Source organism: Planktomarina temperata RCA23, from assembly GCF_000738435.1.
Classification (GTDB): domain Bacteria; phylum Pseudomonadota; class Alphaproteobacteria; order Rhodobacterales; family Rhodobacteraceae; genus Planktomarina; species Planktomarina temperata.
The window spans coordinates 742,279-757,409 of the sequence record NZ_CP003984.1; the positions used below are offsets into that span (position 1 = coordinate 742,279).

General features: G+C 47.5%; 10 protein-coding genes and 1 pseudogene. 4 read left to right on the top strand and 7 right to left on the bottom strand.

Annotated elements, in window-relative coordinates; genetic code table 11:
• Positions 1–141: 141 nt before the first annotated feature.
• The 4 genes and pseudogenes from rfbA to RCA23_RS03590 all read left to right on the top strand — a co-directional run.
• Positions 142–945, top strand: a pseudogene (gene rfbA, locus RCA23_RS03570) (glucose-1-phosphate thymidylyltransferase RfbA); the annotation flags it as partial.
• Positions 946–1,223: 278 nt separating this feature from the next.
• Positions 1,224–3,353: a polysaccharide biosynthesis tyrosine autokinase gene (locus tag RCA23_RS03575; protein ID WP_052377004.1), complete on the top strand. Its 2,130-nt coding sequence runs from the start codon at positions 1,224–1,226 to the stop codon at positions 3,351–3,353.
• Entirely contained in the window at positions 3,313–4,764 is a 1,452-nt protein-coding gene (locus tag RCA23_RS03580) for a polysaccharide biosynthesis/export family protein (RefSeq protein WP_169701318.1), read from the top strand. Before RCA23_RS03575 ends, RCA23_RS03580 begins: the two co-directional genes overlap by 41 nt.
• Positions 4,765–5,342: 578 nt before the next feature.
• Positions 5,343–5,735 (top strand): VanZ family protein, encoded by a 393-nt coding sequence (locus RCA23_RS03590; protein WP_169701319.1) that lies wholly within the window; start codon positions 5,343–5,345, stop codon positions 5,733–5,735.
• Positions 5,736–5,911: 176 nt separating this feature from the next.
• Here the strand turns inward: RCA23_RS03590 and RCA23_RS03595 are convergent, their stop codons facing one another.
• The 7 genes from RCA23_RS03595 to rfbC all read right to left on the bottom strand — a co-directional run bounded on the left by RCA23_RS03595 (position 5,912) and on the right by rfbC (position 15,120).
• Positions 5,912–7,195 carry an HlyD family type I secretion periplasmic adaptor subunit gene (locus tag RCA23_RS03595; RefSeq protein WP_044049143.1) on the bottom strand — a complete coding sequence of 428 codons (1,284 nt, stop codon included), beginning with the start codon at positions 7,193–7,195 and terminating at the stop codon, positions 5,912–5,914.
• A gap of 1 nt (position 7,196) precedes the next feature.
• Positions 7,197–9,320, bottom strand: a complete 2,124-nt coding sequence (locus RCA23_RS03600; protein ID WP_052377007.1) for a peptidase domain-containing ABC transporter — start codon at positions 9,318–9,320, stop codon at positions 7,197–7,199.
• On the bottom strand, positions 9,317–10,672 hold the full coding sequence (locus RCA23_RS03605; protein ID WP_044049144.1) for a TolC family protein: 1,356 nt from the start codon (positions 10,670–10,672) through the stop codon (positions 9,317–9,319). The genes RCA23_RS03600 and RCA23_RS03605 overlap by 4 nt, the downstream gene beginning before the upstream one ends.
• Positions 10,673–10,676: 4 nt before the next feature.
• Positions 10,677–12,440: a hypothetical protein gene (locus RCA23_RS15910; RefSeq protein ID WP_052377008.1), complete on the bottom strand. Its 1,764-nt coding sequence runs from the start codon at positions 12,438–12,440 to the stop codon at positions 10,677–10,679.
• A gap of 200 nt (positions 12,441–12,640) precedes the next feature.
• Positions 12,641–13,495: a dTDP-4-dehydrorhamnose reductase gene (gene rfbD, locus RCA23_RS03615; RefSeq protein WP_044049145.1), complete on the bottom strand. Its 855-nt coding sequence runs from the start codon at positions 13,493–13,495 to the stop codon at positions 12,641–12,643.
• Positions 13,492–14,553, bottom strand: coding sequence for a dTDP-glucose 4,6-dehydratase (gene rfbB / locus RCA23_RS03620; protein WP_044049146.1), 1,062 nt, complete (start codon positions 14,551–14,553; stop codon positions 13,492–13,494). The genes rfbD and rfbB overlap by 4 nt, the downstream gene beginning before the upstream one ends.
• A gap of 6 nt (positions 14,554–14,559) precedes the next feature.
• The gene (gene rfbC / locus RCA23_RS03625) at positions 14,560–15,120 is read right to left on the bottom strand and encodes a dTDP-4-dehydrorhamnose 3,5-epimerase (RefSeq protein ID WP_044051246.1); all 561 of its coding nucleotides are present in this window, start codon (positions 15,118–15,120) and stop codon (positions 14,560–14,562) included.
• Between the last annotated feature and the right edge of the window lie 11 nt (positions 15,121–15,131).

Genomic DNA, 15,131 nt, shown 5'->3' on the forward strand with positions numbered 1-15,131 from the left:
TTAGTTATCTGCTACCTGACCGCACCGTGGCTTGCAAAGGTTGGGAGTGACATTGTTTGTGTATGTAGCACCACGTGAGGGTGCCCAGGACAAGCAAAGCAATATGGCAAACTTAACGGAAATTATTCTGGATCGTTGTGAATGACACAACGAAAGGGTATTATTCTTGCTGGCGGCTCCGGTACACGGCTTTATCCCATTACTATGGGCGTGTCGAAACAGCTGCTGCCGATCTACGACAAGCCGATGGTCTATTACCCCCTGACCGTGCTGATGATGGCTGGTATCCGTGAGGTCATGGTTATCACCACTCCCAATGATGCAGATCAGTTTAAACGCGTTTTGGGCGATGGTAGCCAGTGGGGCATCTCGCTGCAGTATAAAGTGCAACCCAGCCCTGACGGTCTGGCGCAGGCCTTTATTCTGGCAGAGCAGTTTCTGGCCGGCGCCCCATCGGTAATGGTGCTGGGCGATAATATCTTCTGTGGACACGGCCTGCCGGACCTCCTGCAAGAAGCGGATAAAACCACCAGTGGTGCCACTATCTTCACCTACCAGGTGGCCGATCCTGAGCGCTATGGCGTAGTGGATTTTGACAAAGACGGCTCGGTGAAAAGCATCATCGAAAAACCGTCTGTGCCGCCTTCAAACCTTGCGGTAACCGGGCTTTATTTCGTGGATGAGACAGCACCCGAACGTGCCAAGAATGTGCGGCCTTCAGCCCGTGGTGAGCTGGAGATCACCAGCCTATTGAAAAGCTATCTGTGCGATGACGCGCTCAGCGTACAGACAATGGGCAGTTGCTTTGCCTGGATGGACGCTGGCACCCATGACAGCTTGTTGGACGCTGGAAATTTTGTACGCACACTCACAGAACGGCAGGGCATTCCGGTGGGATCTCCAGACCGGGTGGCCCTCGATATGGGCTGGATCGGTGAAGCCAAACAAAAGAACTGCGCCCAGAAAAAAAATCTTGTTGAACGTCCAACGACATTACATCTCTCAGTGCCTAGTGACAATATAACCAATGCTGAAAACATATCCAACAGCTCCGCAGAGATGGATCTTGGCGGCTTAACGCCAAGCAATTTAATATCAAATTGTTTGGCCAAAGAGAAAGACCAGACTGGCTTGATTCTCAGCCCTCGAAAGATAACGGCGCTACGCCGCAAATCTGGTGGCGTTGCAGGTGTCATGGAAGAAATGCACAAGGCTGATTCTAGTTGAATTTCTACAACCCCAACCACACTCCAAACCAAAGAATTTCTGATGGTGAAATTGACCTAGTGAAACTGGCCGCCTCACTGTGGCGGGGTAAATGGACAGTACTGGCATTTGTTCTTTTTTTTGTAGGCGTTGCAGACTTTTATGTCAGGCACGTTGCCGTTCCCTTATATCCTGCGACCGCAAAGATTGCACTAAAAGAGCACCAGCCCGAAAAAATACTCACTGACATCGAAAGCCTCATGTCGAATGGACCAATAACAGACTCGGGTATCAACACTGAGCTCGAGGTTTTACGGTCGCGCGATCTTGTCGAAAAACTTGTGGATTCGCTTGACCTCATCAACCAACCTGCCTTCAATCCACTCTTGCGAGAGCCTCGACTGTCCAGTCAAATTAAAACGCAACTCTTCACTCTCCTTGGTTTGGCGTCAGAAAAACCAAAAACGCCTCGATCTCCTGAGGTAGTCCGTTCAATTGTGATCAATTCTGTGCTCAATACTATGGCATTCTCAAATACTAAGAACACGCGGGTAATCAATATTTCAGTCACGACGACTGAAGCCGCTCTGTCTGTTCTCATGGCTAACAAAATGGCGATGCTGTACATTGAAAACCAGATCCAGATTAAATTGGACGCACTCGCAAGCGCCACAGAGTTTCTCTCCAGGCGTACATCTGAATTGAAGCACGACTTCGAAAAGTTGAAGGCCGAACTGGCTAATTTTTCCAGTCAGTCAGAACTTGTCAATCCCACTGTTCTTAAGTCACACGAAATTCAACTTCGTGATCTGCGCACGCGCCTGTGGGAGCAAGCTGAGATTGTTGTAGAGAAAACGGACACCCGGACAGTTCTCCTATCATTTAGAGAAGCCGGTAATCTGCAAGCCCTCATCAAACATGCAGATGACTTTCGACTAAACCGTGCGATTTCTGAGTATCGCAATAATAAGATATCTCTAGACGGCCTCAATCTGCAAGTAGAGCATTTTATGCTCGACAACGAGGTGGAGGCAGAGCGAGAACAGAAGCAGTTGTCAGCTCTTGAAGCATCTGAGTCTATCCTCGCGAAACAGATCGAGCGGCAGTCCCAAGAACTGATTGTCCTCCAGCAGCTTGAGCGTGAGACAGAGGCTGCTCGCCTCCTCTATGAAAGCTTTTTCACCCGTCTACTAGAAATGAATGTTCAACTGGGACTTGAAACTGCCGACGGGCGCCTCCTTTCCACCGCAATTCAAAGGGCTCCGTCCAGTCCAATAAAAAGCAAAATTCTATTTCTTGGTGGCGCTATTGGGTTGATGATGGGTGCCAGTCTTGTGCTCTTTTGGGAATTGCGCTTTTCAGGCTATCGATCGGTAAACGAGTTGCGTGACCAAAGTGGCTACAGCGTTCTGTCGGCCGTGCCCCTCATTCCTGTCCGGGATAGAAAGAATATCATTTCCTACCTCAAGACTAAGCCCGACTCAATGGTTTCGGAGGCCGTTCGCAATCTCCGCACATCCATTCTCATGTCTAACCTAAATCAAGTTAAACAAGTCATCATGTTAACGTCTTCGGTTCCGAAAGAGGGCAAGACAATACTGTCTTTTGCCCTCGCTCAGAACATGGTTGGCCTTGGTAAACGCATTCTTTTAATCGAAGCTGATATCAGGAGACGCGTCCACTCAGTCGAAATCGATAGGGACAATACAGTTGCCCTCCTCGATCTCGTGGCGGGTGATAAGAAGTGGAAGGAAGTGAGCCTCTATGTTGAAGAGTTAGGATTTGATATTCTCACTGCCACGAAGAGCGATAAGAACGCCGCTGACATCTTCGCCTCTCAACGCTTCTCCGAACTTCTTACTGAACTCCGTGAATATTATGATTATATAATAATAGATTCCCCCCCTGTGCTGGCGGTTCCAGACGCTCGCTTGATCGGTGCCATTAGTGACGCCAATATTTACGTTGTTGAGTGGAACAAAACCACCTGCGCGCAGGTGGATCAAGGCCTTGATATGCTTTCAAGCATTGGCGTCAACACAATCGGGCTGGTTCTGAACCAAATCGACCCACACAAGACAAAGACTTATGGCTATACAGGCTCATATGGATACGGCGCATACGGATCTGAATATTATGAAAGCTGAATATATCCAGAAAAACTGTTGGGCGGCACTTGGCGCTTTCGTGGTCGATTTTAACCGACACAAATACGTGGATAACGGATCAACACAGAATTTAGTTGGAAGGTCTATGAAACGCGCAATATTAGTCTTTATTGCACTCACACTGACTGGATGCGGTATTGCGTATCAGCCCACCTCCGTGCGCGACGACGCTAGCGCGAATATTCGTGTTGTTCACCTGACACCGGAGACAGTTCTGGAGGCGAATAGCTCGCCTTATACACCTCAGAGTTGGCCAACTGCTTTTGTATCTACTGATAACTTGGAAGAAAAAAATCATAAACTTCAGGATCCATTTTTTGCCTCCCAAAGGCTCGATGGCGTTATGGAGTGGCGTATGCTTGAGCGGGAGCCTCTGACCTATATGATCGGTGTTGGCGATGTTTTAACTCTGAACATGCAGCTAAAGGAGAGCCTCGGCGATGTGTTGAATGGCCTTATGGAATCACAAACCAGTCAACGGGGGTTCAGGGTTCAGGATGACGGAGCTATCTCCATTCCTGACATTGGTCGAGTTGTTATCGGCGGTTCAACACTTCAGGAAGCTGAATCCGCTGTCTATCAACGACTTCTAGAAGCGGGCGTATCTCCATCGTTCAGCATTGAAATTAATGAATTTAACTCTCAAAAAATTTCTATCAGCGGTAACGTAAAATCACCAGGAATATTGCCACTTACTTTGCAACCTCTATATTTGGATGAGGCCATATATGAGAGCGGTGGTTTCACTATTAGCGACGAATCCTTTATTATTGTTAGGCTTTATCGAAACGAGTCTATCTACCAAATTTTTGGTCCTGAAATATATAAACAGAATGATACTAACAGAATATTGCTTAAAGATGGTGACACTATTGTTGTGGATGTTGCGGATGAATACGACAGAATTTTAGGTCTCCGCCAGGAGGCTAGGGCAAACAGATTGGAAGAGCTTGAAATACAAACTAGGATCAAAGCAAATAATGCTAGAACCATCCTTTCCAAGATGGAGTATGGAAGTATTGCCAGGGAATATGTTTACGTCATTGGTGAAGTACTTCAGCAGTCTCGTTATACATTACCCTTCGAGCATAAGGCCGTCCTTGCAGATGCATTATTAGAGAGTGGCGGTGGGGTGTCATCTCTGACGGGAAACCCTAAACAGATTTATGTTCTAAGGGGGGCGGCAGACCTAAAAAACTTTGCACCGATTACGGCACTGCATCTAGATACGACAAATGCGGCCAACTTCCTTCTTGCGACACGCCTGGAACTAAGGCCCAAGGACGTTGTTTTCGTGGGAACGCAGCCCATCACAAACTGGAATCGCATGATTAAGCAGATTATACCCTCTCTTGGTCTTCCCAACATAAATATACCGGCTACTAAATGATACTTTCAATGCTTGGCATGGAGGAAGCCGTGTAACAGACTGAGAGAGAGAAGTTTTGTCGAAGAATTGCACCTATTTGTTCAAGATTTAAGTGACAATATGTTTGCAAGAGGCCATTTTGTAATGGTGGAAATCACTCAAAAAATGGAAGGTGCCACAGCGCTTTTGGGAGGCATGGCTGTCCTTGGTGCCCTGAGTTTGATAGTAATTTTTGCATTGCACTCAATTGTAGGGACCACTTAATTCACTTTTGTTACGTCGCTTTTTTGTGGGGTTGGCTGCGGACCTCAGTTTCTACATGTCACTCCCTCGAGTATGCTTACCGCGATTACTTTAAGTTTTGGTGATATACGGACAGCAAAGTTCTAATGAGGTCGCCAGATGAAATTCCACGATCGAGGTGCAAGTTGGTTTTTGACGCAGATGAAGGCGAACTGCGCCAAAATCGCTGAGATGAACATTAACTGCGAGAGGTTCCAGACCAGCGCGCCTAAGTCCTCATGGAGATCGTGGGCAGACAAATCTGGGGTGTGGTTGGAACAGGTCAAGAGCGGACCATATGCAGCAAGGGGTGATTGGTGGCTAAAGGGCAGCAAAAACTAAGACCAATAGTGATTGGCAGCACAGTGACGATCGTATTTTTAGCGATCATTACCTTGCTATCGTTGGCGCCTATCCAACTGAGTGGTTCTTTTGGCCCTTTTGGCGTTGATAAAGTCTACCATGTCGTGGCGTATTTTTGCCTGGTGTTCCCTCTTCCGCTAACGCGGCCAAGACTGACAACATGGGTCGTTCTGGGAGTTATAGCCTGCGGCGGCTCGATAGAATTGATCCAATACTTATTCGGTCGGGAGGCCTCATTGGGAGATTTTGTAGCAAACGGGATTGGTGCAATCGTCGGTGCGGTGATTGCGCGCCAGCTGGGGCTTTGGCTTTGCCGGTCAGGTGAAATTAACAACGTTAATAATTAGCCCATGAAAGACGCCTGACTGGCTGAAGATGACATTTAGCTGATGATTTTGGTTGAGATGCAGACAGATCTCCATACGGTCACTGGCCATTAGTGCTAATGGACCAATAAATATTTTTATATTTATAGGGATCAAAGGCGTAGGTCAGATTTAAAATACACTTGGGTAAAAAGGGCTTATTCACGAAACGCTGTGTCTTTCATCTTTGCTATCGGTTGCCAAAAATATTCAAGTATCGTGCGCTCTCCACGAATAATATCAACTTGTGCAATCATGCCAGGAACGATTGAAACTGGCATATCTTCACTCTCATAAATTTCCGTATCAATAGAAACATTAACTGAGTAAGCTGATGACTTAGTTTCCTCACGAAACACCGTATCTGCTGACACTTTGGTAAGTGTTCCAAGTAAAAACCCGTATTTGGATGGATCATAGGCAGTGAGACTAATCTTGGCAGCTTGGCCTGGTTCAATTGTAGCTATGTCCTTTGGATCAACGAAAGCTTCAATAAGCAGTTGCCCCCCTGTTGGAACAATTTCAGCAACCACTTCCCCACTGGAAACTACAGCTCCCACAGAGTTAAAAAATACGCGATTTACAATGCCATCAATCGGAGAGCGGATTTCAGTTTCATTAAGGCGTTGGCGGATAGCAGGAAGACGTACTTCCAGCTCAGCAATTTCACCAGTAACTTGAGATCGCTCCTGATAAATTTCAGTGTTATAATTAATTTGGACAGCGCCTAGCTGGCTATCAATCTGCTCAATCTCCAACTCAGTCTGAGCAACCCTCTCTGAAAGAACCTGAAGCTGTGTTCGGATTGATGCTTCTTCTCGCTCAAGCCTGAAGCGTTCCGAGCTTCCCAAGACCCCAGCATCGACCAATGGTAATACCTCAAGCATTTCCTTGCTCAAAAGCGTTTGAAGTACACGTTGGCCATCAATTTCGGCCTTTAGGCTAAGTAGAGCTTTACCCTTGCGTTGTTTGTCTTGTTTCAAATTCTTCAATTCTGCGTTCAGGCTTTCGCGCCGAGATGCCATAAGTTCAATCTCAGCATCTAAAAGAGCATCTGAATAATCAGTAGCCTTGCCGCGAACGCTGGCAATGGAGTTCCCATTCAATTCAGCATCCAAACGGATCATCTTTAGTCTCAGATTGCTTAGGCGAGCTTCCAGCTCCTCTAAGACGCCCTCAGCTTCGATTGGGCTGATGGTCGCAATAATTTGCCCTGCAGTGACCGAACTGCCCTCTTCGACCACGTAGGTGGCTATTGTCCCGCGCTCAGGGGACTGTACGTTCTTATTTTGGCCATCAGCTATGACGCGACCACTGCCGCGCGTCACCAAATCCAATTGAGTGTAATTGGCCCACACTATGAACACTGCAAAAATGGTAGTGACCAACGTAATCAGAAGGTATTCACGACCACTGGACGTGTTGTTTTGAGAGAGACGCATCTTAGTTCTTCTTCTCTGATTGTTTTTTCAGAAGCTCAAAATACGCGTCCTTCGTGCCATCACCAACAATCTTACCCTGATCCATAACAATGACACGGTCACACATAGCCACGACAGGCATTTTATGGGTAACAATAACAAGCGTTCGATCGTCTAAATGCTCTGACAAATGTTTGATTACATTGCTCTCAGTCAAGCCATCCATCGCACTCGTAGGTTCATCAAACAGCAAAAGAGCTGGCTTAAATGCAAGTGCACGGGCCATCATAACCGCTTGCTTTTGACCGCCCGACAAATTGCTGCCTTGGTCTTGAATGGCAAATTCCAGAGCAGCCGTTGTTCCATCCCCAACAAAGTCAGCACCAGCTGCTTTTAAACATTCTAAAATATGCTCTTCAGAGCAATCATCTTGGCCTAAACCAACGTTATCACGCAATGACCCTGCAAACAGCCAAGGCTCTTGGAATACCGTCCCAATTGCTCTGAACAGATCAGCACGTGGATATTGCCTTATATCTGAGCCGTTGATTGTGACCGAACCACTCTCAGGCTTTAGCAGCCCAACAATCATCTTAACTAAAGACGTCTTTCCAGAGCCTGTACGCCCTACAATTGCAACTTTTTCACCTTTCTTAATAGAAAGGTTAAGACCGTTGAGCAGTGGGCGGCCCATTTCCGACAAGCGCAGAGTTGCACTGCTTATTTCAACTGCAACATCCTGTGTGTTCCTGATTGCAGGCGCACTCCCACCACTGTGTGTGCGCGCCGCAGACAAAAACCTCTTCAAATTACCCCGTGCTACAAATGCAGCATTCGCCCGTCCAAGCGTTTGCCCAACTTTTGCAAGCGGTCCAAGTGCCCGACCAGATAGGATGACGGTCGCAATGATGGCACCCATTGTAATCACTTGGTCAGCAAACAAATGGAATCCATAAACAATGATCGCAACTTGGGATATTTGTTGGATTATCGTGATCGTGTTTCCATTAATTTGAGCGTAGCTTTTAGCCTGATGAGATGCCTTCGCATAAAAGTTGGATTGCGTAAGGAACTTTCGTTTCATCAGCGCAAAAGCACCGTTGACCCGAAGCGCGTCCAAGCCCCCCAAGACCTCAACAAGTAAACTTTGGCGCGATTGTGCGGATGCTGAAACAGCAGCTGAATTACGAACCAGTAATGGCTGAACCGCTAATATTAGGATCAAAATGACAGGAATACATATCAATGGAATGAGGAACAAAGGTCCCCCAATGATGTAGATCACAAGCACAAAAACAAGAACGAAGGGCAAATCAATCAAAGTCAGGATTGTGGCTGAACTCATAAAGTCTCGATAAACTTCAAAGTCACGCATAACTGAGGCTAGCTCACCAACGGACTTACGGTCTTTGGTATTGGAAACTTCGATAAACTGCTCAAATATGTCTTCATTCACGGCAATATCAGCACCCACAGATGCACGCTCCACAATACGGCTGCGTGCGCCCTTCAGAAGCGTATCAAACAGGACAGCAAAACCTACCCCAATGGCCAGAGCATAAAGCGATTGTGTCGCTTGGTTAGGTAAAACTCTGTCGTAAACCACCATCACAAAAAGTGAGGTAGACAAGCCTAAGATATTTGAAAGCAACGCTGCGATCGCAATCCAAGAGAACCGTGCCGTTCCCAATGTCTTCAATGGACTGAGAGCTTTCAGCCGCGCTTTTACCGTCTTGTGCCCTTCAAGTTCAGGCTGGGCGTATACAAGTTGTCCAGAATACCACTGCTTGAACTCTGCTTTATTCAGCTTGCGCTTTTTGCGTGTCTTTCCGTCGAATATTGTAAAGTCATCACCACGCACATTTTCTAAAATGGCGAGGTAACCCTCCTTGCCCAGCAAGAGTGCTGGGCATAACCCAGCAGAAATCTCAGAAACTTTCGCGCTTCCAGAATTACAAATGAACCCAAAGCCACTTATCGCGTCACTGGCCCACGCTATCGTGGCTTCCCGCGGGCTGGATGAAACAGCCTCTTTCACTTCGTTGTAAGTGTTTTTTGATCCCAGACGTTGCAATAAGGCGTGAACAACAAAAGCGTCACGCACATTGGTTGGAGCATCTAATTCGGTAGCTTCAACCGCCGTCATCTAGAATTCCCATTGCCAATAGCATCGCAAAGGCGAACCAGTTCGCAAGTCTGCCCCGTCACACTCAGAGCAGATAACGTCTGCGACTTACGATCGAAATCAAGTCGCTCAATAGCCATTTCAGTCCGAGCAAGAGCCAGAAACTCTTTTGCAAGCGCGCTTACTCCTGCTCTCCCCGTTTTTAGCTTCAACTCAAGTTCAACAACACGGTCTTCAGCAATGCGCTTTCGCTCATTTAGAAGGATTTTCTGGTCCTCATAATATACAAAGAAATTATCAAGGCCCTGCTGAGCAAGGGTTACCTCTTGCTCATATGTCGAAACCTCCAAGGCATTCACCTCAAACTCTTTTTGCAATGCCGCTATTGTTGCCAAAGACCTGTCACCATCGTTAATCGGCAAACTCATAGTGATACCAGCAAACAGGGTGCTACCCGCCCCACGTGATTTTGGGCTGCTAACCGTAGATTGCCAATTGGTAGTCAGCGTATTGGACAATTTTTGAAGTTCAATTTCAGTCTGAATTTGTGATTTCTTCAACCCTAGAAGAGTGATCTGATTGGAATTTTCTGTCGATAACTTGGAACCACTTGTTGCTGTATAACGGTTTACGAGTTCAGCCACTGCCGCGTCATAATTACTACCTAGGGAAGTTCTCAGAAAGCTGGCAGACGTATTTGACTGAAACACAGATTGAGCTTGTTCTGAGAGAATTTCATTTTTCAAAGATTGTAGTTCAAGGTAATCTGAATTTGATAGGACACCTGCATCAACTGCGGTTTGGACCAAGTCTTCGCGTTCGTTAAACAAAGCCACGTAGTACGTAATGATGCGATCAACTTCTAAAGCTGTGCTTCGAGCAATATAGGCGTCCAAGATTTGTTGTAATGCCTGATCAAAAGCAATCTGGCTTTCCAATTTGGCTGTTTCAGCAAGTAACTCGCTGAGGTAAATTGCACGATCTGTTTTGCCGTTATCATTGAGAAGCTTTTGAGCTGTAACACCAACGATTAATACTCCCTCAGAACCATCATCTGTGTCAGCTTCAAAACCAGAGGAACCACTGGCACTCATCGTCATCTTTTTTTGTGATCGGGTAATCGGCACACGCTCTTTTGCCACTGCCGCTGAAGTTAAGGCTCTGGAGACAGCAGGATTGCTGACAATGGCCTGAACTAAGGCCGACGAATTGGCTTCAAGAGCTATTGGTTTATCGTACGTGAGCACAGAACTTGGCTGGAAAGGTTCCACTGTGGGATTGTTGTTACCAATGCAGCCGACTAGGGCAACGCACACTAAGAAAATGAAACTTGTTTTGAGTTTTAGTGAAGTGATCAGATAGTTTTCTGTCATTCTATTATGCGATATCTACTGTTTCAAAGTCGGCATCTGAAAGTAGGGTTGCATCGATCCCTTGCAAGATTGCGAGGTACTCTGATCCTTTGGAAATGATAGTATCACTGGCATAAGCACCAGAACCTTGAACGATCACGAGTTGCGAAAATAGCAAACCATCATCAAGTCCGAAGTTGTCGCTACCGTCTGTGAAGTCAGTGATTATATCAGCGTTTGATGATGTGTTGCCGCCGTCACCAATGCGTAGGATGATTGTATCCGAACCAGTGCCCGTTATTATGGTATCGGAGCCAGTACCACCATCAATTTGATCATTGCCAGTACCACCGTCAATTTGATCATTGCCATCACGGCCACGAAGGTCATCATTCCCAGCATTACCAAATAGGATATCATTACCAGCGTAACCTGAACCACCGTCTCCACTTAACCAATCGTTCCCTTCGCCACCTATTAGCGTATCATGCCCTTCTCTACCATTTATAATATCATCTCCAGCTCCACCATCGAAAGTATCGTTTCCAACACTGCCATAAATGTTATTTTTTTTTCCACTATCGATACCATCCAAATTAATATCAACGCCAAACTTTAGTTCATCTTCCCATAAGTTAGCTTTAATACTGGATTCGAAGTTGCCTGACGTATCAACCTTCCACACATCATGTTTCCCTCCAGTATGAGACCAAAGTACCTCATAGCCGCCGCTCTCGCTCGCAATAACTTGGGTGGCACTCCAGCCGGCATAGGAGGTTGGACCCTTTTGCCCTCCGTTTGTTAAGCCAATTGGGTCATTACTGCCGTCAACGATGTAGTATTGTGGGGCGCCATTGATTGTGTTGTCGCCATGTTTGAGATGCGCATTACCGATTGCTTCTACTGTTACTAAACCGGTGTCACCATCTCCATTGAGATCTTGATTAAACTTTAGTTCATCTTCCCATAACTTAGTTTTAATACTCGAGACGAAGTTACCAGACGTATCAACCTGCCAGACATCATATTTGTTACCAGTGGGATGTTTCCAAAGTACTTCAAGGTGGCCCCCATTTTTCTCAACTTGGGTAGCACTCCAGCCAGCATTGGAGTTTGGGCCTATTATAACATTATCGTTTTTTAAGATGACGCTTTCGCCGCCATGTCCATCATCGATGTGATGTTGGTTGCCGCTGATGTTAAGCAAGTTAGTAGGACTTGCTCCTGGGGTTATCAGCCCATCATTATTCAGATCATCGCCGAAGAGTGATTCATATTGTGATCCAGGTCGTTGGAGAGCGTCTGGAAACCAAGCAAGCTTTATAACATCACTTTGTCCTTGATAGGTGCCTGTTTCGTCGAAGAAAAATCCCCATATATTATTATTATGAAAGGACGAAGTATCCCAACTTGCTGATACATCATTCCTAGAAGCCAGAACTAGAAAAGCTGCGTCAGGATGAGGTCCTAATATTTTATCTTCCCAATACCAAACAAACGGACTTTCCTCAACATGAGTTGGAGTGTATGTATTGGTACTTCCAGCTTGTGAAACAACTCCAGTAAAGTCGTCGAACATAGTTCGACCATTTAAATCCAACTTAATACTGTTACCACTAGCATCTAAGACATAAAATGTGTCGCCACCCCTGGCGAGGCTATAATAACCATCGCTTTCTATAGGTTTTAGACTTGTAGCATTAGGATTAATAATATGATAAGCAGTATTACTCGCTGAGAGCCAATAATTGCCGTTTTTTTCAACGGCTGCGATTTCTTCACTGCTCATGTTTTATTCCGGTTATTTATATTTTTTCAGCTGTTCTTGAATAACTGTTTTAAATTCTGTGCAATTCAGAACAGCCAGAAGTTTTCTCAACAATTTATTTTACTATGACCAAGCGCCTTCATCTAAAGGTATTTGGTTAAAAGATGATCAATAATGGATATGAAGAAATACTAATTAGCATAGGTCACACTTTTATTACGTTATGTGGTGATCCCTAAATCTGTGATAATCTCAGCGAAGTTCCCACGCCAATTGGGGCGGGAGATGCCAAAGACCTGTTCTGTGGTCTGGCAATCTAGCTGCGAATTCAGTGGTCGGGCGGCAGTAGTGGGATAATCCCGCGTGGCGATTGGGGAAACGTGCGTTGACCGACCCGCTTGTGCAAAAATCTCACGGGCGAACGTACACCAGCTAACGTCTGGCGCACCGCTGAAATGATAGGTTCCGGTCTTGGTGGGGTTGCAGCACAGCTGCTGCGCAATCGACAGGCAAGCCGCGGCAATTTCGCGGGCGGGGGTAGGCCCACCTATCTGGTCGTCAACAACGCTGAGCTCGTCGCGGCTTTCTGACAGGCGCAGCATGGTTTTGGCAAAATTGTCGCCATGCGCAGAAAACACCCAAGATGTGCGCAGTATAGCGTGCGTGCAACCTGAGGCTCGGATGCCTACTTCGCCCGCCAGTTTGGACCGGCCATAAGCGTTTTGCGGTTCAGTCATATCATCAGGTAGCCAAGCGCGTGTGCAGTTACCTGCAAAGACATAATCGGTTGAGATATGCACAAAGGGAATGTTAAGTGACGCACAGGCCCCCGCCATGGCGGTGGGTGCCGCACCATTGATGGTGGTGGCCAGCGCCTCTTCTTTCTCGGCGCGGTCCACGGCCGTGTAGGCGGCAGCGTTGATCACTGCGCGGGGCCGGTAGGCGTGAATAGCGGCAGCGCAGGCTGCTGGATCAGATAGATCCACGTCAACGCGTCCCAGCGTTACAACATCGCCCAATGCCTGAATCTTTGTCGCCACTTGGCCGGTGCGGCCAAAAACCAGAATGTCTGTCACTGTCCGACTTTCTTGTCCGTCCCCAGCCGCTTTCCCACGCCATTGCGTGCCAGCAGCGGGGACCACCAGTCCTCATTTTCCAGATACCATCGCACGGTAAGCTCCAGCCCCTCTTCTATAGTAACCGAAGGCCGCCAGCCCAATTCCTCGCGGATGCGACTGGGATTGATCGCGTAGCGCGCGTCATGGCCGGGCCGGTCGGTGACAAAGGTGATGAGATCGGCATAATTGCCCGCTTCACGTGGCCGCAACCGGTCGAGAATAGCGCAGAGGTTTTGCACCAGTTGCAGGTTGGTGCGCTCGTTTTCGCCGCCGATATTATAGCTGCGTCCCAGCGCGCCCCTGGTGGCGACAAGTAGCAGCGCATCCGCGTGATCTTCGACATAAAGCCAATCGCGGATATTGCTACCATCGCCATAAATCGGCAGAGCGATCCCCGCGAGCGCGTTTAAAATAACCACTGGTATTAACTTTTCAGGGAAGTGATAGGGTCCATAATTGTTGGAACAATTGCTGAGTACGACAGGCAGGCCATATGTCGCGTGCCACGCCCGCACCAGATGGTCAGAGGCGGCCTTTGATGCTGAATAGGGGCTGCGTGGATCATAGGGCGTGTCCTCCGTGAACAGTACTGCAGGATCGCTGGGCAGCGAGCCGAAGACTTCGTCTGTCGATATATGGTGAAAGCGGAAGTTTTCTGGCTTGCCAAACTCGACCCAGTATTTGCGCGCAGCCTCCAGCATGTTGAAGGTCCCAGTGATATTGGTCTCGATGAAATATCCCGGACTGTCGATCGACCGGTCGACATGCGACTCCGCAGCCAAGTGCATAACGATGTCGGGTTGATGGACGGAAAAAACTTTGTCCAGTGCAGCCTGGTCGCGAATATCAGCCTGCTCGAACGCATACAGCGAGCTGTCTGCCACAGATGCCAAATTCGTGAGGCAAGCGGCATATGTCAGCGCATCAAGGTTGACGACCGCATGGCCGTGGGACATGGCCAAACGGATCACGGCTGAGCCGATAAAACCCGCACCACCAGTTACAAGAATTTTCATATGCCGCTACCCTTCAAAAATAAACGGGCTGTCTAGATCAACCAGAGAAGGTGCAACAACGTCCTTGCTGCTAAGGATCGGATCACCCTGCAAAGGCCAGATTATGCCAATGGTTGGGTCATCCCAGCGAAGCGCGCCTTCGGTCTCTGGTGCGTAATAATCTGAGCATTTGTAAACAATTTCGCTGTCGGGCTGGAGCGTTACGAACCCGTGCGCAAAGCCTGCTGGAATGAACATCTGTACGCCATTTGCGGCGCTGAGCTTGCAGCCTGTCCATTGCCCGTAAGTTGGACTTCCCCTTCGTATATCAACAGCCACATCAAAAATCGCTCCCCGCCCGCAGCGCACCAACTTGGCTTGAGCGTGAGGTGATACCTGAAAATGCAGCCCCCGCAACGTACCCACGGATGCCGAAAGTGAGTGATTGTCCTGCACGAAGTTGGCATGGATCCCAAGCCCAACATATAGTCGTTGATTATAGGCTTCAGCAAAAAAACCACGATGATCGCCAAAACGATCAGGCTCGATAAGCAATACCCCTACCAAGTCAGTCTTCTTGACGTTCATCATTCAATACT